The sequence below is a fragment of the Leifsonia xyli subsp. cynodontis DSM 46306 genome, assembly GCF_000470775.1.
GTDB lineage: Bacteria > Actinomycetota > Actinomycetes > Actinomycetales > Microbacteriaceae > Leifsonia > Leifsonia cynodontis.
Genome location: NC_022438.1, coordinates 1308220 through 1327081, shown reverse-complemented (window position 1 = coordinate 1327081; position 18862 = coordinate 1308220). Strand labels below are relative to the sequence as shown.

Below are 18862 nucleotides of genomic sequence, written 5' to 3'. Positions count from 1 at the left end.
GTGAGCTCCGAACACGCCATCGTCGTCAGCGACCTGTCCGTCGAATACCCGGCGCGGGGCGCCAGCGCCTCCTGCGTCGCCCTGCGCGGGGTCGACTTCCGGCTGGAGCCGGGTCAGTCCCTCGGCGTCCTGGGAGAGACGGGCTCCGGCAAGAGCACGCTCGCCGCTGTGCTCTCCGGCCATGGACTGCCGCTGAAGCCGTCCGATCCCGGACCCCGGATCACCGGGGGGCAGGCGAGCGTCCTCGGCCACCCTCTCCGGAAGGCGAAGAAGCGGGACATCGCGGAAGTCACCTTCCATGTCGGCTACCTGCCGCAGGACGCCGGGAACACCCTGGAGCCGTCGCTCAGTGTGCAGGACAACGTATCGCTGCCGATCCTCGAGCGTGACAGGCATTTCTCGCGCCGCGCGGCGGGGGAGCGAGCGGCGACCATGCTCGACACGATTCACTTGCCGCTCAGTGTGCTCTCGAAGTACCCCTACGAGCTCAGCTCCGGCCAGCGGCAGCGCGTGGCGCTCGCTCGCTCGCTAGTGCTGGGGCCGCGCATCCTGGTCGCCGACGAGCCGACAGCGGGCATCGACGCGACCGTCCGGGACGCCGTGATCGACCTGCTCGGCCAGCTGCGCGAGCACGCCGGCTTCACCGCCGTGATCGTCAGCCACGACCTCGCCGTCCTGCGCCGGGCGACGGATGTCTCCCTCGTGCTTCAGGGCGGTCGCCCGGTCGGCTACGGCCCGATCGAGCACGTGCTCGCCGACCCCGCGCATCCCTTCGTTCGGAAGCTGGCCAGGGCGCTCGGCCCGACGCAGCGGCGCACCGAGCGGCGACCGCAGCGCGCGAGCTGATCCCGCCCCGTCGCCGGAAGGACAATGTCGATGACCACCGAGCACCCCGCCCCGCACCGCGCCGTCCTGGCGGTGGAGGCGATCCCCCTTCCAATCGGCCGCCGTCCTGAGCCGGGCCCGATCGCGGTGCTGCCGGTCGCCGAACCGGCCTTCGTCGCCGCGGTGGAGGCCGGAGGCGGCACGGTCGAGCCGCTGTCCGATCGGACACGCGGAGTGGTGTGGCTGTCGAACCGGGATGCGAAGGACTTCCCGCCGGTGCTCGAGGCGCACCCCGGCATCGGCTGGGTGCAGCTGCCGTTCGCGGGCGTCGATGCCTTCGCCGGCATCCTGGTGGAGGAGAAGCGGCCCGGGCTGATCCTTGGGTTCTAACGGTCGTTGCAACACCTGGACTTTCTGGGAGTTGTAACGACCGTGGCCCGTTTAAGGAGCTATTCGAGGGATCGACGCTGTTTCACGCAGGCTGATAAGGACGCGTTCTTCGCGTTGTTCGAGGCGTGTGGGAGCATCACGATCGCGGCGCGTGAGTTGGGGTTCAACCCGGCGACCTGCGGGACGTGGGTATGGAAGGCCGGCCTGCGCAGCCAGGGGAAAACCGGGACTGGTCCGCATCCAGGAAAGGAACGCTACTTCCAGTTGCGACGCGATGGCATCTCGCGTCGCGAAGCAGCGGCTGCCGTCGGGGTGAACATCCGCACGGCACGGGATTGGGATAACGGTGTCCGGAAGACCGCTCATCGCCGCTATTACCCAGATGGTCGGGTCGTCGATTACAAAACAGGTATGACGACGTTTCTTGACGGCACCGAGACAATCTCGCCGGCGGCGATCTTTCAGCTGGAGAGGAAGCTCGATCCGCGGTTCCTTTCGCTGGAGGAACGTGAGCAGATCCGGGATCTCCTCCGCGATGGGTTGTCACTGCGGAGCATCGCCGCCCAGCTGCGGCGGTCGCCATCCACGATCAGTCGGGAAATCTCCCGGAACCGGTCCTCGACCGGGATCTATCACCCCTTCGCAGCACATCGCTACTCGGCGAAGCGTCGCCCACGGCCAAAGCCGCGAAGACTGGTGACAGAGCTGCGGTTGCGTGCTTTCGTTGAGTCGAAGCTGGCGTTGCGGTGGTCTCCCGAGCAGATCACTCGAGCCCTGATCCGTCAGTTCCCGGACGACGTTGGGATGCGAGTGGCGACCGAGACGATCTACCAGACGCTCTATCTCCAAGGACGCGGCCAGCTGCGCCGTGATCTCGCGACAGCGCTGCGTACCGGGCGCGCACGTCGCCGACCGAACCGGGGAACCAACGCACGTCGTTCGCGGTTCGTCGACCCGATGCTCATGATCTCCGAGCGCCCCGCTGAGGTCGCTGATCGTGCTGTTCCAGGGCATTGGGAAGGCGATCTCATCATCGGCGCTGACCACGCCAGCGCGATCGGCACCCTCGTCGAGCGAACCACCAGGTTCGTGATGCTCGTCCACCTCCCGACCGACCACGCTGCCGAGACCGTCCGCGATGGCCTCATTCGGACGATGAGCGGCCTGCCGGCCGAACTGAAGAAGTCGCTGACCTGGGACCAGGGTGCGGAGATGGCCGCCCACAAGACGTTCACGATCGCCACCGACATGGACGTCTACTTCTGCGACCCAGCCTCGCCCTGGCAGCGCGGTTCTAACGAGAACACGAACGGGTTGCTGAGGCAGTACTTCCCGAAGGGCACCGACCTCTCACAGCACTCGCCCGCGGACCTTGCCCGAGTCGCACACGAACTCAACACCCGCCCACGCAAAACGCTCGGCTGGGAAACCCCAGCCCAGCGCCTCGCTAAACTACCTACCAGCTAATCGTCGTGTTGCAACGACCACTAGAATCCGCCATCTGGACGAGCGCGAAAGGGGCCTACGCCCAGCCCGTCGCCGAGCACGCTCTCGCACTCGCGCTGCTGCGCGTCCTTCCCCGGCGGGTTCGAGCGATGAGCTGGGGCACGGTGCAGGAGGGCACCTCCCTCTACGGCCTGGATGTCGTGATCGTCGGCGCGGGCGGCATCGCGCGCGAACTCCTGCGGCTGCTCGAACCGTTCGGAGTCCGCGCGACGATCGTCTGGCGCTCCGCCGAGCCCGTCCCCGGTTCGGCGGCGACGATCACCGCCGATCGGCTGGGCGAGGTCCTCCCCGCCGCGGATGTGGTGGTCATCGCGGCCGCGCTCACGGACAGCACGCGACGTCTCATCGGCGCCCGGGAGTTCGCCGCGATGAAGAGCACCGCCGTCTTCGTGAACATCGCCCGCGGCGGCCTCGTCGACAGCAATGCGCTCGTGACGGCTCTTCGCACCGGGGCCATCGCCGGAGCCGGGGTCGATGTCACCGACCCAGAGCCGCTGCCGGACGGCCACCCGCTCTGGGCGGAGAAGAACTGCATCGTCAACCCCGCACCAGGCCGACACGCCGCAGATGGTCGCTCCGCTGCTCGCCGAGCGGGTCCGGGTGAACGTCCAGGCGTTCCTCGGCGACGGCCGTTTCGTCGGCCTGGTGGACCCCGGCGCGGGGTACTGATGGCGACGCGCGCGGAATGCGCCGCCGATTTCTCCCGGTAGCGGAATCCTTGCTAGAGTGGCTTCGCTGATCAAGCATTCCTCGATAGCTCAATTGGCAGAGCAGCCGGCTGTTAACCGGCAGGTTCTTGGTTCGAGTCCAAGTCGGGGAGCGTCAGAGCAAGGTCCCGGGCGGCGAAGCGGCCCGGGACCTTTGCCATGCCGGGAGAGGCGTGCAGCCGCTTTCCGCACTGCGTCGGCACGCACATCCCCGCATGCTCCTCGGAGAAGAGCCGGCATTCCTCGGAAGAAGAGCCGCGCGGTGCCTCCGGGCTCAGGATGAGCACGGTCCCCGGCGCTAGCATGGGCATACCCTGAACCTCACCCGCCGAACCCCGTGGGAGCGGCCGCGCCTGCGGTAGGACGATCTGCGCATCCTGCCCGGGCGAATCGCAGCCGGCCTCCGGAAGGACCCGTATGACCCCGCCCATGACCGCCCTCGTCGCAGCCCTCGGGGCTGCGACGATCGTCTTCCTCGCCCTCTGGCTCGCCGAGCGCGTCCGCCGCCGGCTTGCCGCGACGCGGGAGGAGTCCGAGTGGGACCGTATCGACCGCGAACTCGACCTGGCCGAGCAGGACGGCCGGTTCCGCATCGCCGGAGAGCTCGCGGATGTCGCTGTGGCGGCCGTCAGCCGGCTCGCCAGCCAGGCGGAAGGACTACGGTACGCCGCCGGCTCCGATCCCGAAGCGACCTCTCTCTCCGCCGGAGCGCTCGAGACGGCCGCGCGGGACGCGCTGGCCGATCTGCGCCGACTGCAGGACGTCGTCGCGGAGGGCCGCAATGCCGCCCTCCCGAGCCCCGACCTCCACTCGGCGGGCGGCCTCTTCCGCGTCCTGCGCGACGCCGGTCTCGCGGTCGGCTTCACCGAGAGCGGCAAGCCGTTCGAGCTGCGTCCAGGCGCGGAGCTCGCCATCTTCCGCATACTGCAGACCAGTCTCGGGAACGCGCTGAAACACGGTGGCCCGGGAACGAAAGCCACCGTCTCGTTCGCGTGGACCGGCGATGGTCTGCAGGTGAGCGTGGACGACGACGGCATCCGGGCCGCAGCCCGCCGCAGCGGACTCGATCGTGACGGCGTCGACCGCGCGACCGCCTACACGATGGAGGACGACCTCCACGCGATCACCGAGCCGCCCGAGGGCGCCGGCCTGACCGAGCTGCGAGAGCGGGCGTCGCTGTTCGGCGGTGTGCTCACGGCGAAGACGGTTCCGGGGGTCGGCTTCTCACTGTGCGTCGTCTTCCCGGCGCTGCGGCACCACAACGGAATTCACGGCGTCCGGCTGCGCTGACCTCCTGGGCCCGTCGGCTCAGTCCTCCAGGTGGTCGCGCCCGGGCAGCCAGCTGAGTCCGGGGACGCCCCACGAGTTCTTCCGCTGCGTCTTCAGCGCCTGCTTGCCGAAGGGATGGCCGAGGCGATCCACGTAGAGCACGCCGTCGAGGTGGTCGTACTCGTGCTGGAAGATCCGGGCCAGCCAGCCTTCGGCGCGCACCTCGAACGGCACGCCCTCCAGATCCACCGCCTGCAGAATCACGCGCTCGGCGCGCCGGAGCGGGAAGCGCTCGCCGGGAAAGGAGAGACAGCCTTCGCTCTCCGCGTCCTCGTCCAGCGGGCCGGTGTCGAGCGGGCTCTGCCAGAGCACCGGGTTGATCGCGACACCGCGGTGGGGTGCCTCGTCGTTATCCGTCCACCCGTAGACGAACAGGCGCAGCGGCACACCGATCTGGGGACCGGCCAGGCCGACGCCGGGGGCCTCGTCCATCGTCTCGAACATCTCCGCGACAAGCGTTCGCAGTCCGTCGTCGAACGCGGTCACCTCGTCCGCGCGGGTGTGGAGAACAGTGTCTCCGGTGATCCGGATCGGAAGGACAGCCATGTCAGCAAGACTATCGGCCCGCTGTTCGGTAGTGTCGGGGGGGTGGGTATGGAACTGATGGACGCGCTCGAGCTGACCTATCAGCCCAGTCAGCTCCTGGGCATCCCGGTCGCGCTCATCGGCGCGTGCTTCCTCTCCGTCGGCGCGCAATTGCAGCATCACGGTGTGGCCAAAGTGGAGGCGCAGACCGAGAACGCCGGCGACGGTCTCTCTCTCAAACAGATCGGGCTGCTGCTGGCCCGCCCCTCCTGGGTGATCGGGACGCTGCTGCTGGGACTCGCCATCGTTTTCCAGCTGGTCAGCCTCAAGCTCTCACCGCTCATCCTCGTGCAACCGCTCGGCGTGGTCGGGCTCGTGATCACCAGCGTTCTGAACGCTCGCGTGAGCGGGGTGAAACTCAACAAGCAGTCGATCATCGCCGTCGGTCTGTGCGTCGGGGGCGTCGGCTCGTTCGTTCTCATCGCGGCGGTCTTCGCGAAGGATCTGCCGGTGACGGGCCAAGCGCTGACCGTCATCCTCATCGTCCTGGCCGTCGTGCTCCTGCTGTTCGGGCTCGCGTCCTGGTTGTTGCGGCACCGGTTCAAGGCGATCATGTACATCGTGGGCGCCGGTGTGCTCTACGGGTTCGTCGCCACGCTCGCGAAGGTAGTCATCGACCGCATCTCGAACAGGGAGTGGGACTGGCTGCTCGTCGCCTGCATCGTCGCGCTGCTCGCGGCTGCGGGGCTCGGGGCCTACTTCGTGCAGAACGCCTACTCCTCCGGACCGCCGGACCTCGTGATCGCCGGCCTCACCGTCATCGACCCGATGATCGCCGTCACCATCGGCATCCTCGTCCTGAACGAGGCGGCGGGCGCGCCGTGGTGGGCGATGCTCGGATTCGCGATCACCGGCGCGGCCGCCATCTTCGGCGTCTTCCAGCTCGCGCGGCACCACCCGCAATCGGGCGGCGAAGCGCCGATCGCCGACGCCGCTGCGGCCGGGGCTGGGAAAGCCACCTAGAATAGACCGTTGAACCGGCCGGGATCACGACGGACGGAACGCTCCGGCCCTCGCCGAAGACCTCTTCCCGGCCCACGAACCAAGGGACCACAAACCGTGACTGAACCGAGCGGACCGCCCCCCCGACCGCTGACCATCGTCATGGGCTGCGACACCTTTGCCCCGGATGTCAACGGCGCCGCCCGCTTCGCCGAGCGCCTGGCCGCCGGGCTGGTCGAGCGCGGTCACGACGTCCACATCGTCGCCCCCGCGGCCTCCCGCCGCCACGGCACCTGGGTGGAGGAGCACCTCGGCCGCAAACTGACCGCCCATCGGCTGCGCAGCTGGCGCTGGTATCCGCACGACTGGCTGCGCTTCGCACTGCCCTGGACCAGCAAAGCCAATGCGCGGCGCGTGCTGGACGAAGTGAAACCCGATGTCGTGCATCTGCAATCGCACATCGTCATCGGCCGCGGGCTGGCCTATGAGGCGCAGAAGCGCGGTATCCGCATCGTCGCCACCAACCACGTCATGCCCGAGAACATCATCGAGTTCACTCGTCTGCCGAGGTTCCTGCACCACACCTTCGTCTCGCTGGCGTGGAAAGACGCCCGCAAGAGCTTCGACCGCGCGGAGGCGATCACGACCCCGACCCGCCGCGCCGCCGAGTTCCTCGAAAAGGCGACGGGACTGCGCGGCATCCACGCGATCTCCTGCGGCATCGACGCCCACAACTACACTCCCGATTTCGGATCGCGCACGGCCAACCGCATCCTCTTCGTCGGCCGGGTGACCGGCGAGAAGCAGATCGACGTGCTGCTCAAAGCGGTGAAGCTCCTGCCCGATGCCCTCGACGCGAAGGTCGAGATCGTCGGCGGCGGCGACCAGTTCAAGAACCTGCAGGCCCTCGCGGAGACCCTCGGCATCGCCGACCGGGTCGCTTTCCTCGGTTATGTCACCGACGAGGAGCTGCGGGCGGCCTACACGCGCGCCACCGTCTTCGCGATGCCCTCGATCGCCGAGCTCCAGTCCATCGCCACGATGGAGGCGATGGCCTCCGGGCTTCCCGTCGTCGCCGCCGACGCGATGGCGCTGCCCCACCTCGTCCACGACGGCGAGAACGGCTTCCTCTTCCGCCCCGGCGACGCCCAGGACCTCGCGGACAAGCTGAAGAGCGTCCTCACCCTCCCGCAGGACGAACTCGACGCGCTGAAGAACGCTTCCCTGCGCATCGTGGCCTCCCACGACATCCAGACGACGATCGCCACCTTCGAAAGCCTGTATCGTAGAGAGCAGGTGGCCGATCCGGTGACGGAGGCGGCCGTCGAGCCCGCTACGGAGTGATCCGGAAGCGGCGGGCACGGGGCGGTAGCTCAGCTGGTCAGAGCATCGGACTCATAATCCGCCGGTCACGGGTTCAAGTCCCGTCCGCCCTACCGTCCAGTGATGCACCTACCGTCCCGTAATGCACGGGGAGGCCAGAGTTCGGACCGTCATCGGCGCGCAATGACACCCACCGGCGCCGCGCCAACGAAAACCGGCCCCCAGAAGAGCGGGGTCCGAACAGCAAAACAAGGTGAAAGCCCGCCCCGGCGCCGGCAGCTCTGAAAACGCCCCCTTAACAGTTCTCCCTCCAAGGGTCTATCCTGCTCACTTCACGGAGCTGAGAAGGAGCGGGGAGTATGTCTTTTCTGCAGACGCCTTATGGACGGCTTGCCTACACAGACCACGGAGGCGCCGGAACGCCTGTCCTCGCGCTCCACGGCTTTCTCCTGGGTCAGAAGATGTTCGACCATCAGGTTCAGAGGCTGTCAGAGTTCCGGTGGATCACGGTGGATTCCTTCGGTCATGGTGCCGCCGATGATGGATGTGAGGGATTCACCTTCTGGTACCTGGCGCGCTACGCCAACGAGATCCTGAGGGTTCTCGACGTGGAGAAGGCGTTCTGGGCGGGGATGTCGCAGGGCGGATTCATCGGGTTGCGTGGTGCCCTCGCATACCCCGAAAGCGTGCAAGGCTTGATCCTCATCTCCACCGAGACTAGAGCAGCATCCCCCGAGAGCTTTCAGAACTATTACAGGACCTCCAAGGCGTGGAGTTCGTCCGGACCGTCCTCGAACCTTCTGGATCAGATTGCCGCCAATCTGTTCGATGGGTACCGGGAATACTGGGGAGAGTGGCAAGATCTTTGGCGTTCGCTGCCTTGGCAGCGGTTAGACAATGCGGCACAGTGCGTCCTCGAACGCGACGACCTCACACCACGGCTGGGCGACATCTCCTGTCCGGCGCTGGTCGTGGTCGGCGAAGAGGACCACGACATCGCACCGGATATCCAGTATGAACTTTCCGACAAGCTCCCGGGTTCGCGCGCACCATTCGTCGTCCCTGGTGGAACGCATGCGGTGAATGTCACCCATCCTGAGGCGGTGAACGAAAGAATCCGCGAGTACATCGGAGAAAACAGGTGACGGCGCTCACCCGATCAGCGGCGATCGAGGGCCGTTGCTAGCGCTCGCGTACCGCGTCCGGCTTCTTCGCCGCCACGGCACCAGCGAGCCATCGGCGATAGCTATTCCCCGGAGCCCCGGCGTCAGAGCCGGTCCGCGCCTCCCTGTGCCCTCAGCAACGCGTCGAGCAGAGGCCGCTGACCCCTTCGTGAGCTTGAGGCGGGCGTCTGCGACAGGGTGCCATCCTGCGGCGTCCACCTCGGCGAACCGCCGGACACGGCCCGAGTGCGGCGGCCACTCGAGTTCGAATGTGTCGCTGTGGATCTCGGCCGGGTCGAACGCGGCCTCGGCCGCGAACACGACGATCGTCTTGCCAGAGGCCGTGAACTCGCCGAGCCGTTCGTAGTCGGCCTCCGGCGCGGGCGAGCCCATCTCCTCGGCGAACTCCCGCTGGGCCGCCGCCATATCGTCCTCACCCTCGTCCACGAGGCCTTTCGGGATGCTCCAGCCGCCCTCGTCCTTGTGTGCCCAGAACGGCCCGCCCATGTGGGCGATCCACACCTCGACACCGGTCTCGCCGCGACGGTACAACAGGATTCCGGCACTGCGGGCCGCCATCAGCGCGACCATCCGAGGAGACGGCGACGGTGTTCGATCGTCATGCCGACACCCTATGCCGACTAACGTGGGGAAAGTGAACTCCGGCGATGCGTGGGTGGAAGGCCCGAACGGCGAGCGGTTCTGGGGCCGGTTCGGCGCCGCCGGGCTGCTGGTCCACGACGTCCGCCGAGGGGTGCTCCTGCAACACCGGGCCGAGTGGAGTCACTTCGGCGGAACGTGGGGCCTGCCGGGAGGAGCACGGCACGAGGGGGAGTCCGCCGTGGAAGGAGCCCTGCGCGAAGCCGCGGAGGAGGCGGCTGTCCCAGCGGATGCCCTTGAGCTGCTGTTCACCCGTGTGCTGGATCTCGGTTTCTGGTCGTACACCACGGTCGCGGCTGAGGTCGTGCGCCCGTTCGAGGCGCGGATGGCGGACGTCGAGAGCATCGAACTGCGCTGGGTGCCGCTCGCCGAGGTGGCCGGGCTGCCCTTGCATCCCGGGTTCGGCGCAGCGTGGCCAGAGCTCCACGCACGGCTGACGGCGCTGACCGGCTGAGCCCTCAGGAGAGCGGACTCGCCCGGACGGCGGGACCGGCATCGCCGTGAGCCGAGCTCTTCTCCGGTGAACGGCGGCGGTCCAGCCGATGTCGGCGGTACACGTGAGAATGAGGGAATGCACATCGTCCTCGACCGGTCGCCCGACGGCTCCGTCGTAGCGATGCCGGAGGACGGGCCGCCGGAGCGGCTCGACACCGGCGGCCTGATAGAGTTTGTCCGGCTCCACGAACGGGAGATGAGCACCCGCGCTGGGTCTGGAGCGACACGCGCGCCTGGTACCCCGCGCTGCTCGCCGCCGGCCTTCGTGTCGAACGCTGTGCGCCGACCTGCGGCTGAGCCACGTCATCATCCGTCACAGTACACTGAGCGCGGCCTCGGCGATCGCGACCGCCCCGCCCGGGCCGTGGGAGGCCACGATCGAGGCCGAAGAGGCGCCGTCCGCCGCGCACACCGCGCTCTTCGAGCTGGACCAGCCCACCCGTCGGGAGCCACCATCCGCCGCTGCCGAGTTCGCCGCTCAGCAGGATGCCGTGGCCGCCTCCGCCGATCCCGGACGCCTCCGTCTGCTGCTGGCCGCCGAGTCCGCCGGCGCACTGATCGCGGCGGAGATGCGCTTCGCCGGCCTGCCGTACAGCGCTGAGCGGCACGACGCCCTTCTGACCGAGCTGCTCGGACCCCGCCCCGCCTATGGCGGGCCCGTGGTGCTCGAGGACCTGGCCGCGCAGATCCGCGCCGCGCTCGACTCGCCCACCCTCAACCCCGACAGCCCGCCCGCGCTGCTGCGGGCCCTGCAACGCGCGGGCCTCCGCGTGAGCTCCACCAGCTCCTGGGAGCTCCGCGAGCTCGACCACCCGGTCATCGAGCCGCTGCTGCACTACAAGAAACTCTCCAGGCTGCTGACAGCCAACGGCTGGTCCTGGCTCGAATCCTGGGTGCAGAACGGCCAGTTCCGGCCCGACTACGTTCCGGGCGGGGTGGTGACGGGACGCTGGGCGACGCGCGGTGGCGGCGCCCTCCAACTGCCGAAGCACGTACGCGGTGCCGTGATCGCCGATCCCGGCTGGAAACTGGTCGTCGCCGACGCCGCACAACTCGAACCGCGCATCCTGACCGGCCTCGCGCACGATCAGGCGATGGCCGCCGCCGGCCGCGGGCAGGACCTGTACACGGGCATCGTCTCCGCGGGTGCGGTGACGGAGCGTACACAGGCCAAAGTCGCCATGCTCGGCGCGATGTACGGCGCGACGACGGGGGAGAGCGGGCGGTTGATGCCGCGCCTCGCCCGGGCCTTCCCACGAGCCGTGCGGCTCGTCTAAGAAGCCGCGCGGGCGGGGGAGAGAGGGGAGGTCGTCACCTCCCGCCTGGGCCGCAGCTCGCCGCGACCGGGCGGCTCCTGGCAGGAGACGCAGTCGGCTGCCAGCACGGCCGAGTCGACCCCCGCCGACGAACGCCGCGCACGCGCGCAGGCCCGCGACTGGGGCCGCTTCACGCGCAACTTCGTGGTGCAGGCGAGCGCGGCCGAGTGGGCGCTGTGCTGGATGGCCGAGCTGCGGAACCGCCTGACCGCGCTCGCGGCGGGTCGTCCGCTGACCGAAGCGCCCCACCTCGTCTACTTCCTGCACGACGAAGTCATCGTTCATACGCCGGACGCTCTCACGGAGGCGGTGGGCGAAGCCGTGTCGAGCGCCGCCGCCCGGGCCGGTACACTGCTCTTCGGCGGTTTCCCCGTCGAATTCCCCGTCGCCGCGGCCGTGGTCGACAACTACGCGGAGGCCAGATGAGGCCGCGACCGCAATCTGCGAGTGTCGGTGGCGGTGGCACTCCGAGATCTGCTCGAGGATGGAGACCCATGACAGACACGGCCCCCCCTTCCGATCCCCGCGATATCCTGGCCCGCTACCGCCAGCGCCGCGAGCAGGCCGTCGTCGCGCCGAAGGGCAGCCTGGCACTCGTGAACACGCAGTGGATCACCGGCGAGCCCGGCAGCGACCAGACGATCTGGGGAGTCCCGGGACGGTGGGCCCCGCTGCCGGCCGGGCAATCAGGTCTCAGGGTCACCGCTGCGGCCGCCGACGGCATCACAGTGGACGGCACACACGTCGACGGCTCGGCGATCGTACGCGGCAAAGACGACCCGAAACCCTCGGAGGTCGTCTTCAGCGACACGGTCACCGGTTTCGTGATCGCCAGCGAAACGGGGGAGTATGCGCTGCGGGTGTGGGACGCGAACTCCGAGGCGATCCGGGATTTCGGCTCCATTGACGCCTTCCCCTTCAACCCCGAGTGGATCGTCCAGGCTGCGTTCCGCCCGATCGAGGGCGGCAAGATCGTCGGCTTCGAGCACCTCAAAGACGATGGCGCGACGCGCGACATAGTGATCCCCGGCGAGATCGCCTTCACCAAAGACGGCGTCGATTACAGCCTCGCCGCCTTCCAGGCCGGACGGGCCCTCCAGCTCGTCTTCGCCGACAGCACCAATGGCGACAGCACGTACGCCGTCGGCCGTTTCCTCTTCGTCGCGCCGAACTCCGACGGAACCGTCACGCTCGACTTCAACCTGGCGGTGCTGCCGCCCTGCGCGTTCAGCTACAACTTCAACTGCCCGCTGCCGCCGGCGCAGAACCGGTTCGCGGTGCCGATCGAGGCGGGGGAGAAGAACGTCCTGGACAAGGCCGGCGAACTGCTGCACCGATGATCCGGGCGCTCACCGCCGAGCTCCCGGGAACGATCGCTCCGTGGTGGCGGCGGAGGGCCGACGTCCCCGCCGCGGCCGCTCCGGGCTGCGCGGCTGGACAAGCGCGTCCGGGTGCGCGGCCAGCGCGGCAGCTACCTCGTCCAGCCAGGCGAGGGCGGCCTTCGCACCCAGCTCCGCCGCGCGATTCGCCGCGAGGCGCGCGCGCGAGTCGGCGTCATGGCTCAGTCCGCGGATACGTTCGGCGAACACCGCCCGATAGCCCTCCACCACGACCGCTGGTTCCGCACCGGCGAGGGAGGCGGCGATGAGCACTTGGTCCTGCATCTCCTCCCAGTCCGGCCGCGCATCGAGGGAACCTCCGGTCAGCCAGATATGGGCTTGGGCGGCGCCCGCGTCCGTCAGGGCGTAGAGCGGAAGACCGTCTTCCGTCTCCCCATCCGACCGGACGAGACCCTGGCGGACCATCCGTTCAAGCGTCGAGTACACTTGCCCGGCGTTCAGCTGGCGGCGATGAGCCGCGCGGAGGAGGAACTCGCTCTGGAGTTGCGAGCCGTAGGCGGGTCCCTGGGTCAGGATCGCGAGAAAGCCGAACTGCACCGACATACTCGGTATGTTATTCACTTTCCACAGCGTCGGTGGAATCGCCGAAACACAATCTTGTAACTCGCCGGCGTTTTCCGGAACAATGGCCCTAGCCAACTTCATACTTGTCATGACATCCGTTCCTGGTCGTAGGGGAAGACGCACCGACGAACGGAGGAAATTATGACGGCTCACGCAGCCCGAGGAATGCTCTACGTGCATTCCTCACCAAGCGCGCTCTGCCCCCATATCGAATGGGCGGCGGGTCGCGCTCTCGGTCGTGGCGTCAATTTCACCTGGGAGCAGCAACCGGTGCTGAAAGGCAGCCAGCGGACCGAGTTCTTCTGGGATGGCCCCTCCGGCACAGGCGCACGTCTCGCGACGGCACTACGCGGCTGGGAACACCTCCGCTACGAGGTGACCGAGGATGCCGGTCTCGGCACCGACGGTGGGCGCTGGATGCACACGCCCGACCTCGGCGTCTTCTTCGCTCAGACCGACACGGCGGGCAACACCGTCATCCCCGAAGACCGCGTGCGCTCTGCGATGGAGATCGCTGGCAGCAACCCGCTCGAGCTGCACCGCGAGCTGCGGCTGGCGCTCGGGCAGGCGTGGGACGACGAGCTAGAACCCTTCCGGCACGCGCACGACGCTACCTCCGTCATCTGGCTGCACAAAGTGGGCTGACGCGAACTCCCGTGGCGGGCCCGGCAGACGCCGCCCGCTCGCCGGGAACTCCTCCTTCTCTCGCGTTCCCGGCCTCCCGGCGGCGCATCTCCTCCCTTTTGTGGAGATTCTTCGGGACGCGGGGTCCGGTGCGCTCAGACCGAGCGGAGAGCGACGACGGCGTTGTGGCCGCCGAAGCCGAACGAGTTGCTGATGGCGAGCTGCGGACCGTCGCCGAGGGAATGGCACTCGCCCGAGACCTGCAGCGGAATCGCCGGGTCCATCTCCGTGATGTTGATCGTCGGCGGAGCGATGCGGTCGCGCAGCGCAAGGACGGTGAAAACAGCTTCCAGCGCACCGGTTCCGCCGAGCAAGTGGCCCGTCGACGCTTTGGTGGCGGAGACCGGGATACGGTGGACACGGTCACCGAAAACCTCGCGCAGTGCCACATACTCCGACGGGTCGCCGACCGGCGTGCTCGTCGCGTGCGCATTGATGTGCGTCACCTCGTCGGGCGAGGCGCCCGCCTGCTCCAGCGCCATCCGCACAGCCCGGCTGGCGCCGCGGCCCTCGGGGTCGTTCGCGGTGATGTGGTACGAATCCGCCGTCACACCGCCGCCGACGACTTCCGCGTAGACACGGGCGCCTCGGGCGAGCGCGTGCTCCTCGGTCTCGAGCACGAGGCTCGCCGCGCCCTCGCCCATCACGAAGCCGTCGCGGTCGACGCTGTAGGGCCGGGAAGCGGTGGCGGGGTCGTCGTTGCGGCGCGAGAGAGCCTGCATGGACGCGAACGATGCGAGCGTGATCGGGTGGATGGCCGACTCGCTGCCGCCGGCGATCACGACATCGGCTAGCCCGGCCTGCAAGTGCTCATACGCGTTGACGAGCGACTCGGTGCTCGACGCGCAGGCGGAGGCGACGGTGCGGGCGAACGCGCGCGCCTCGAAGTGCATGGAGACGGCGGCCGCGGCCGCATTCGGCATGAGCATCGGGACGGTCATCGGCAGAACGCGGCGCGGCCCGCGCTCGCGCAGCGTGTCCCAGGCGTCCAGCAGGGTCCACACACCGCCGATGCCCGTGGCGTAGTCGACGCCGAGGCGCTCCGGGGCCACCCGGGGGGAGCCCGCATCGGCCCAGGCCTCCATCGCGGAGACCAGCGCGAACTGGCTGGAGGGGTCCAGCCGCTTCGCGACCGTGCGCTCGAGAACAGCGGACGGCCGCACCTTGGCCTCGGCGGCGAAGGTGATCGGCAGCTCCAGCTCGGCGACCCAGTCATGGGTGAGCGAGCGGGCTCCGGACTCGCCGGCCAGCAGCGCGGCCCAGCTCTCCGAAGCGGTGCCACCGAGCGGCGAGGAGGCTCCGAGCCCGGTGATCACGATCTTCTTGGTCATAACGGCAACTCCGTGTAGTAGGAACATCGGCGCATCGCAAGCGCCGCCGCCCGCGCGGGCGGAGCGGTGTCACGCCGCCCGCACGAGAGAAGTTTCTTCTTGCGGCGCTTAGGCGTCCTGCGCCTTGACGATGAACTCGACAGCGTCACCGACGGTCTTGAGGTTCTTAACCTCCTCGTCCGGGATCTTGACGTCGAACTTGTCCTCGGCGTTGACCACGATGGTCATCATCGAGATGGAGTCGATGTCGAGGTCATCGGTGAACGATTTGTCCAGCTCAACCGTGTCCGTTGCGATGCCGGTCTCGTCTTTGATGAGTTCGGCCAGGCCGGCAAGAACTTCTTCGGTAGACAATGCCATGATGTTTATCTCCTTGAGGGTGTCGTTTGACCGTGGAACAGTCTAAGGCAGCACAACCACCTGAGCGCCGAAGACCAGACCGGCGCCGAATCCGATCTGCAGCGCGAGGCCGCCGCTGAGCTCCGGGTTCTCCTGGAGCAGGCGGTGGGTCGCAAGGGGGATCGAGGCGGCCGAGGTGTTCCCGGTTGTCTCGATATCGCGGGCGATGGCGACCGTCTCCGGCAGCTTCACCTGCTTTGCGAACTCGTCGACGATGCGCATGTTCGCCTGGTGCGGGATGAAGGCGGCGAGCTGCTCCGGGGCGACACCGGCCGCATCCAGGGCCTGCTTGGCCACCTTCGCCATCTCCCAGACGGCCCACCGGAACACAGCCTGCCCGTCCTGGCGCAGAGTCGGCCACGGCTTCTCGCCGTCGCGGAACTCGGTGAGCGTGCTGCCCATCCCGACCGCTCCGGCCTTCGACCCATCGGAGCCCCAGATCGTCTGGGAGATGCCCGGATACTCGCTCGGGCCGATGACGACGGCGCCCGCACCATCGCCGAGTAGGAAGGAGATGGTGCGGTCGGTGGGGTCCACGATGTCCGAGAGCTTCTCAGCGCCGACCACCAGCGCATAGTGCGCTACGCCGGTGCGGATGAGCGCATCGGCCTGGGCGATGCCGTAGGCGTATCCGGCGCAGGCCGCGTTCATGTCGTACGCGGCCGCGGGGTTCGCACCGACCCGGTCGGCGAGCACAGCGGCCAGCGACGGCGTCTGCTGGGGGTTCGAGATCGTCGCGACGATGACGACGTCGATCAGCTTCGGGTCGACACCCGACTTCTCGATGGCCTCGGTCGCGGCCTCGGTGGCGAGATCGACGGCGGTCAGCCCGCGGCTCGCGCGGGTGCGCGTGACGATGCCGGTGCGCTGCCGGATCCACTCGTCCGAGGAGTCGATGGGGCCAACGAGGTCATCGTTCGGAACCACGAGGTCGCCGCGCGCGGCGCCGATCGACAGGATGCGGGTGTACTGCGGGCCGTGCGGCTGCTGCAGGGTGGGGTGGTTCTGGGTCATCCGGGTCTCTCCTAGGCAGCCTGGTCGATGAGGTCGTACGCGGCAGGCAGGTCCTCCGGCGTCTTGACGGCGACGGTGGGCACGCCCTTCAGGCCGCGCTTGGCGAGCCCCGTGAGCGCACCGGCCGGGGCCAGCTCGATCAGACCGGTCACCCCGGCCTCCTGGAACGCCTGCATGGTGAGGTCCCACCGCACCGGCGAGGAGACCTGTCCGACCAGCAGCCGGAGGAACTCGGCGCCGTCGGCGACCTCCGAGCCGTCCTTGTTGGTCCAGAGGCGCAGCGTCGGTTCACTCGTGGTCAGCGTCGCCGCGAACCGCTCCAGCGCGGGAACAGCGGAGGCCATGTACCGAGTGTGGAAAGCGCCCGCGACCCGCAACGGGATGACCCGGGCGCGCGCCGGCGGCTCCGCGCCGAGAGCGGCCAGAGCGTCCAGCGCTCCGGCGACCACGATCTGCCCCGCACCGTTGTTGTTGGCGGGGGAGAGGCCCAGCTCGTCGAGCTTCGCGGACAGCTCGGCCTCATCGGCTCCGATGATGGCACTCATGCCGGTGGGCGACTCGGCGGCGGCGCGCGCCATCGCGGCTCCGCGCTCACGGACGAACGCCACAGCGTCGGTCTCCGACAGCACCCCGGCCCCGGCGGCGGCGGTCAGCTCGCCGACCGAGTGGCCCGCGATTCCGCCGATCTTCTCCCGGCGGCCATCGGCCAGCAGCGCCGAGAGCGTCAGCAGACCGGCCGACACGATGAGCGGCTGCGCCACCGCGGTGTCCCGGATGGTCTCCTCGTCGCTCACCGTCCCGTGTGCGACGAGGTCGATCCCCACCGCGTCGGAGATGCCGGTGAGCTGATCGCGGAACGGCGCTTCGGCGAGCCAGGGATCGAGGAAGCCGGGGGTCTGAGAGCCCTGCCCCGGGCACACGATGACAATCACGAGTTCCAGTCTGCCAATCTTCCGCCGCGCGGATGTGTGGGACAAATTCAAAGTATTATCGAAGGCTTTGTGGGAGTCTGCAAAATCAGGCGCGCCGCGGCCCGTCCGGCTCGTTGATCGAGCCCACGATGAGCGCGGCCTGCAGGATGAGCGCCTCGCGCGCCCCGGTGGCGTCCCAGCCGATCACGTCGGAGACGCGCTTCAACCGGTAGCGCACGGTGTTCGGATGCACGAACAGCTCCCGCGCCGTCGCCTCCAGCGACCGGCCGTTGTCAAGGTAACACCACAGTGTGGTGAGCAGTTCGGTCGAATAGCTCTGCAGCGGCCGGTAGACACGGTTGATGAGCGTCGCGCGGGCAAGGCCGTCGCCGGCGAACGCGCGCTCGGGGAGCAGATCGTCGGCATGCACCGGGCGGGGGCAGTTGCGCCAGGCCTTGGCCACAGCGAAGCCGGCGAGGGCGGCCTTCGCGCTCTTGGAGGCGTCCACCAAGCTCGGGACTTCGTGGCCGAGGACGAGGTGCCCAGAGCCGAAGCCCGGCTCCAGCTGCTGCGCGATGTCCATGAAGGAGACCGTGGGCGCGGTGCCGATGGCGTCCTCCGGAGTGCTGTCGCTCGGCCAGGCGCGGCCGATGACGAGCACGAGCCGGCTGCCCTGCACCCCGATCAGCACGTCGGCGGACATGTGCCGGGCCGTTCGCCGCAGCTGGTCGACATCCAGCAGCTTCGGTGCGGTGCCGACGAGGACGCTCACCTCGCCGTGACCGTGCCAGCCGAGCGCGGCGATGCGGCTGGGCAGCTCATCGTCGTACTCACCGGTGAGGATACTGTCGACGACGAGCGCCTCCAGACGTGCGTCCCACAGCCCTCTGGCCTCGGCGGCGCGAGCGTAGACGTCCGCGGCGGCGAAGGCGATCTCGCGCGAGTAGAGCAGGATCGAGTCCTTCAACGGTCCATCGTTGGAACTCTTGACGCGCTCCTCGACCACCTCGACGGTGATCTTGATCAGCTGGAGCGTCTGCTGCAGGCTGACGCTCCGGAGCAGCTCGCGAGGAGCCGCCCCGAAGACGTCGGCCGCGATCCACGGCGTCGAACGCGGGTCGTCGAACCACGAGATGAACGAGGAGATGCCGGCCTGAGCCACCAGGCCGACCGCGCTGCGGCGGCCGGGGGGCATGTCCCGGTACCAGGGGAGCGTGTCCTCCAGGCGCTTCAGTGTCGTCGTGGCGAGTTCGCCTGAGATCTTGCGCAGCCACGCAAGGGTCTCGGACGTGGTCCTCTCCGGTGTCGTCGGCACGGG

General features: G+C 68.6%; 17 protein-coding genes, 2 tRNA genes and 4 pseudogenes. 15 read left to right on the top strand and 8 right to left on the bottom strand.

Annotation, left to right across the window (positions count from 1 at the left end):
* The 7 genes and pseudogenes from O159_RS06290 (at position 1) to O159_RS06265 (ending at position 4718) form a co-directional block, all read left to right on the top strand.
* On the top strand, positions 1-846 hold the full coding sequence (locus O159_RS06290; protein ID WP_021754911.1) for an ATP-binding cassette domain-containing protein: 846 nt from the start codon (positions 1-3) through the stop codon (positions 844-846).
* A 30-nt stretch (positions 847-876) separates the two neighbouring features.
* Entirely contained in the window at positions 877-1215 is a 339-nt protein-coding gene (locus O159_RS06285) for a Rossmann-fold NAD(P)-binding domain-containing protein (protein WP_236609553.1), read from the top strand.
* A gap of 411 nt (positions 1216-1626) precedes the next feature.
* Positions 1627-2568: pseudogene (locus O159_RS06280) on the top strand (IS30-like element ISLxc3 family transposase); the annotation flags it as partial.
* A 52-nt stretch (positions 2569-2620) separates the two neighbouring features.
* Positions 2621-2713: pseudogene (locus tag O159_RS16985) on the top strand (IS5/IS1182 family transposase); the annotation flags it as partial.
* Positions 2714-2810: 97 nt separating this feature from the next.
* Positions 2811-3431 (top strand): NAD(P)-dependent oxidoreductase, encoded by a 621-nt coding sequence (locus tag O159_RS06275; protein ID WP_456237221.1) that lies wholly within the window; start codon positions 2811-2813, stop codon positions 3429-3431.
* Between the two features lie 37 nt (positions 3432-3468).
* Positions 3469-3541, top strand: a tRNA-Asn gene (locus tag O159_RS06270).
* 304 nt (positions 3542-3845) lie between these two features.
* Positions 3846-4718 (top strand): sensor histidine kinase, encoded by an 873-nt coding sequence (locus O159_RS06265; RefSeq protein ID WP_021754907.1) that lies wholly within the window; start codon positions 3846-3848, stop codon positions 4716-4718.
* Between the two features lie 18 nt (positions 4719-4736).
* Here O159_RS06265 and def read toward each other — a convergent pair whose 3' ends face one another.
* Entirely contained in the window at positions 4737-5303 is a 567-nt protein-coding gene (gene def / locus O159_RS06260; protein WP_021754906.1) for a peptide deformylase, read from the bottom strand.
* A 48-nt stretch (positions 5304-5351) separates the two neighbouring features.
* On the opposite strand from def, the gene O159_RS06255 reads away from it, so the two are divergent.
* The 4 genes from O159_RS06255 to O159_RS06240 all read left to right on the top strand — a co-directional run bounded on the left by O159_RS06255 (position 5352) and on the right by O159_RS06240 (position 8752).
* Positions 5352-6305, top strand: coding sequence for a DMT family transporter (locus O159_RS06255; RefSeq protein ID WP_043993581.1), 954 nt, complete (start codon positions 5352-5354; stop codon positions 6303-6305).
* 141 nt (positions 6306-6446) lie between these two features.
* Complete coding sequence (locus O159_RS06250; RefSeq protein WP_021754904.1) at positions 6447-7628, top strand: glycosyltransferase; 1182 nt, start codon at positions 6447-6449, stop codon at positions 7626-7628.
* Positions 7629-7646: 18 nt separating this feature from the next.
* A tRNA-Ile gene (locus O159_RS06245) sits at positions 7647-7720 on the top strand.
* 246 nt (positions 7721-7966) lie between these two features.
* A complete protein-coding gene (locus O159_RS06240) occupies positions 7967-8752 on the top strand; it encodes an alpha/beta fold hydrolase (protein ID WP_021754903.1) in 786 nt (261 codons plus the stop codon).
* A 122-nt stretch (positions 8753-8874) separates the two neighbouring features.
* Here the strand turns inward: O159_RS06240 and O159_RS06235 are convergent.
* A pseudogene (locus O159_RS06235) lies at positions 8875-9349 on the bottom strand (NUDIX domain-containing protein).
* Positions 9350-9425: 76 nt separating this feature from the next.
* Here O159_RS06235 and O159_RS06230 point away from each other — a divergent pair.
* The 3 genes and pseudogenes from O159_RS06230 (at position 9426) to O159_RS06220 (ending at position 12581) form a co-directional block, all read left to right on the top strand.
* A complete protein-coding gene (locus O159_RS06230) occupies positions 9426-9884 on the top strand; it encodes an NUDIX domain-containing protein (protein ID WP_021754901.1) in 459 nt (152 codons plus the stop codon).
* A gap of 117 nt (positions 9885-10001) precedes the next feature.
* Positions 10002-11667 (top strand): annotated as a pseudogene (locus tag O159_RS06225) (bifunctional 3'-5' exonuclease/DNA polymerase).
* A gap of 68 nt (positions 11668-11735) precedes the next feature.
* A complete protein-coding gene (locus O159_RS06220) occupies positions 11736-12581 on the top strand; it encodes a DUF1684 domain-containing protein (RefSeq protein WP_021754900.1) in 846 nt (281 codons plus the stop codon).
* A gap of 9 nt (positions 12582-12590) precedes the next feature.
* Here the strand turns inward: O159_RS06220 and O159_RS06215 are convergent, their stop codons facing one another.
* Positions 12591-13184, bottom strand: coding sequence for a PadR family transcriptional regulator (locus O159_RS06215; protein WP_021754899.1), 594 nt, complete (start codon positions 13182-13184; stop codon positions 12591-12593).
* Between the two features lie 162 nt (positions 13185-13346).
* Here O159_RS06215 and O159_RS06210 point away from each other — a divergent pair, with 162 nt between their 5' ends.
* Positions 13347-13850, top strand: coding sequence for a DUF3145 domain-containing protein (locus O159_RS06210; protein WP_043993577.1), 504 nt, complete (start codon positions 13347-13349; stop codon positions 13848-13850).
* 134 nt (positions 13851-13984) lie between these two features.
* On the opposite strand, the gene O159_RS06205 is transcribed toward O159_RS06210, so the two are convergent.
* The 5 genes from O159_RS06205 to O159_RS06185 all read right to left on the bottom strand — a co-directional run bounded on the left by O159_RS06205 (position 13985) and on the right by O159_RS06185 (position 18859).
* The gene (locus tag O159_RS06205) at positions 13985-15220 is read right to left on the bottom strand and encodes a beta-ketoacyl-[acyl-carrier-protein] synthase family protein (protein ID WP_021754897.1); all 1236 of its coding nucleotides are present in this window, start codon (positions 15218-15220) and stop codon (positions 13985-13987) included.
* Positions 15221-15328: 108 nt separating this feature from the next.
* Positions 15329-15580 (bottom strand): acyl carrier protein, encoded by a 252-nt coding sequence (locus O159_RS06200; RefSeq protein WP_043993575.1) that lies wholly within the window; start codon positions 15578-15580, stop codon positions 15329-15331.
* A 42-nt stretch (positions 15581-15622) separates the two neighbouring features.
* On the bottom strand, positions 15623-16633 hold the full coding sequence (locus O159_RS06195; protein ID WP_021754895.1) for a beta-ketoacyl-ACP synthase III: 1011 nt from the start codon (positions 16631-16633) through the stop codon (positions 15623-15625).
* Positions 16634-16644: 11 nt separating this feature from the next.
* Entirely contained in the window at positions 16645-17565 is a 921-nt protein-coding gene (locus tag O159_RS06190; RefSeq protein WP_021754894.1) for an ACP S-malonyltransferase, read from the bottom strand.
* A gap of 85 nt (positions 17566-17650) precedes the next feature.
* Positions 17651-18859, bottom strand: coding sequence for a PucR family transcriptional regulator (locus tag O159_RS06185; RefSeq protein ID WP_021754893.1), 1209 nt, complete (start codon positions 18857-18859; stop codon positions 17651-17653).
* Positions 18860-18862 lie beyond the last annotated feature (3 nt).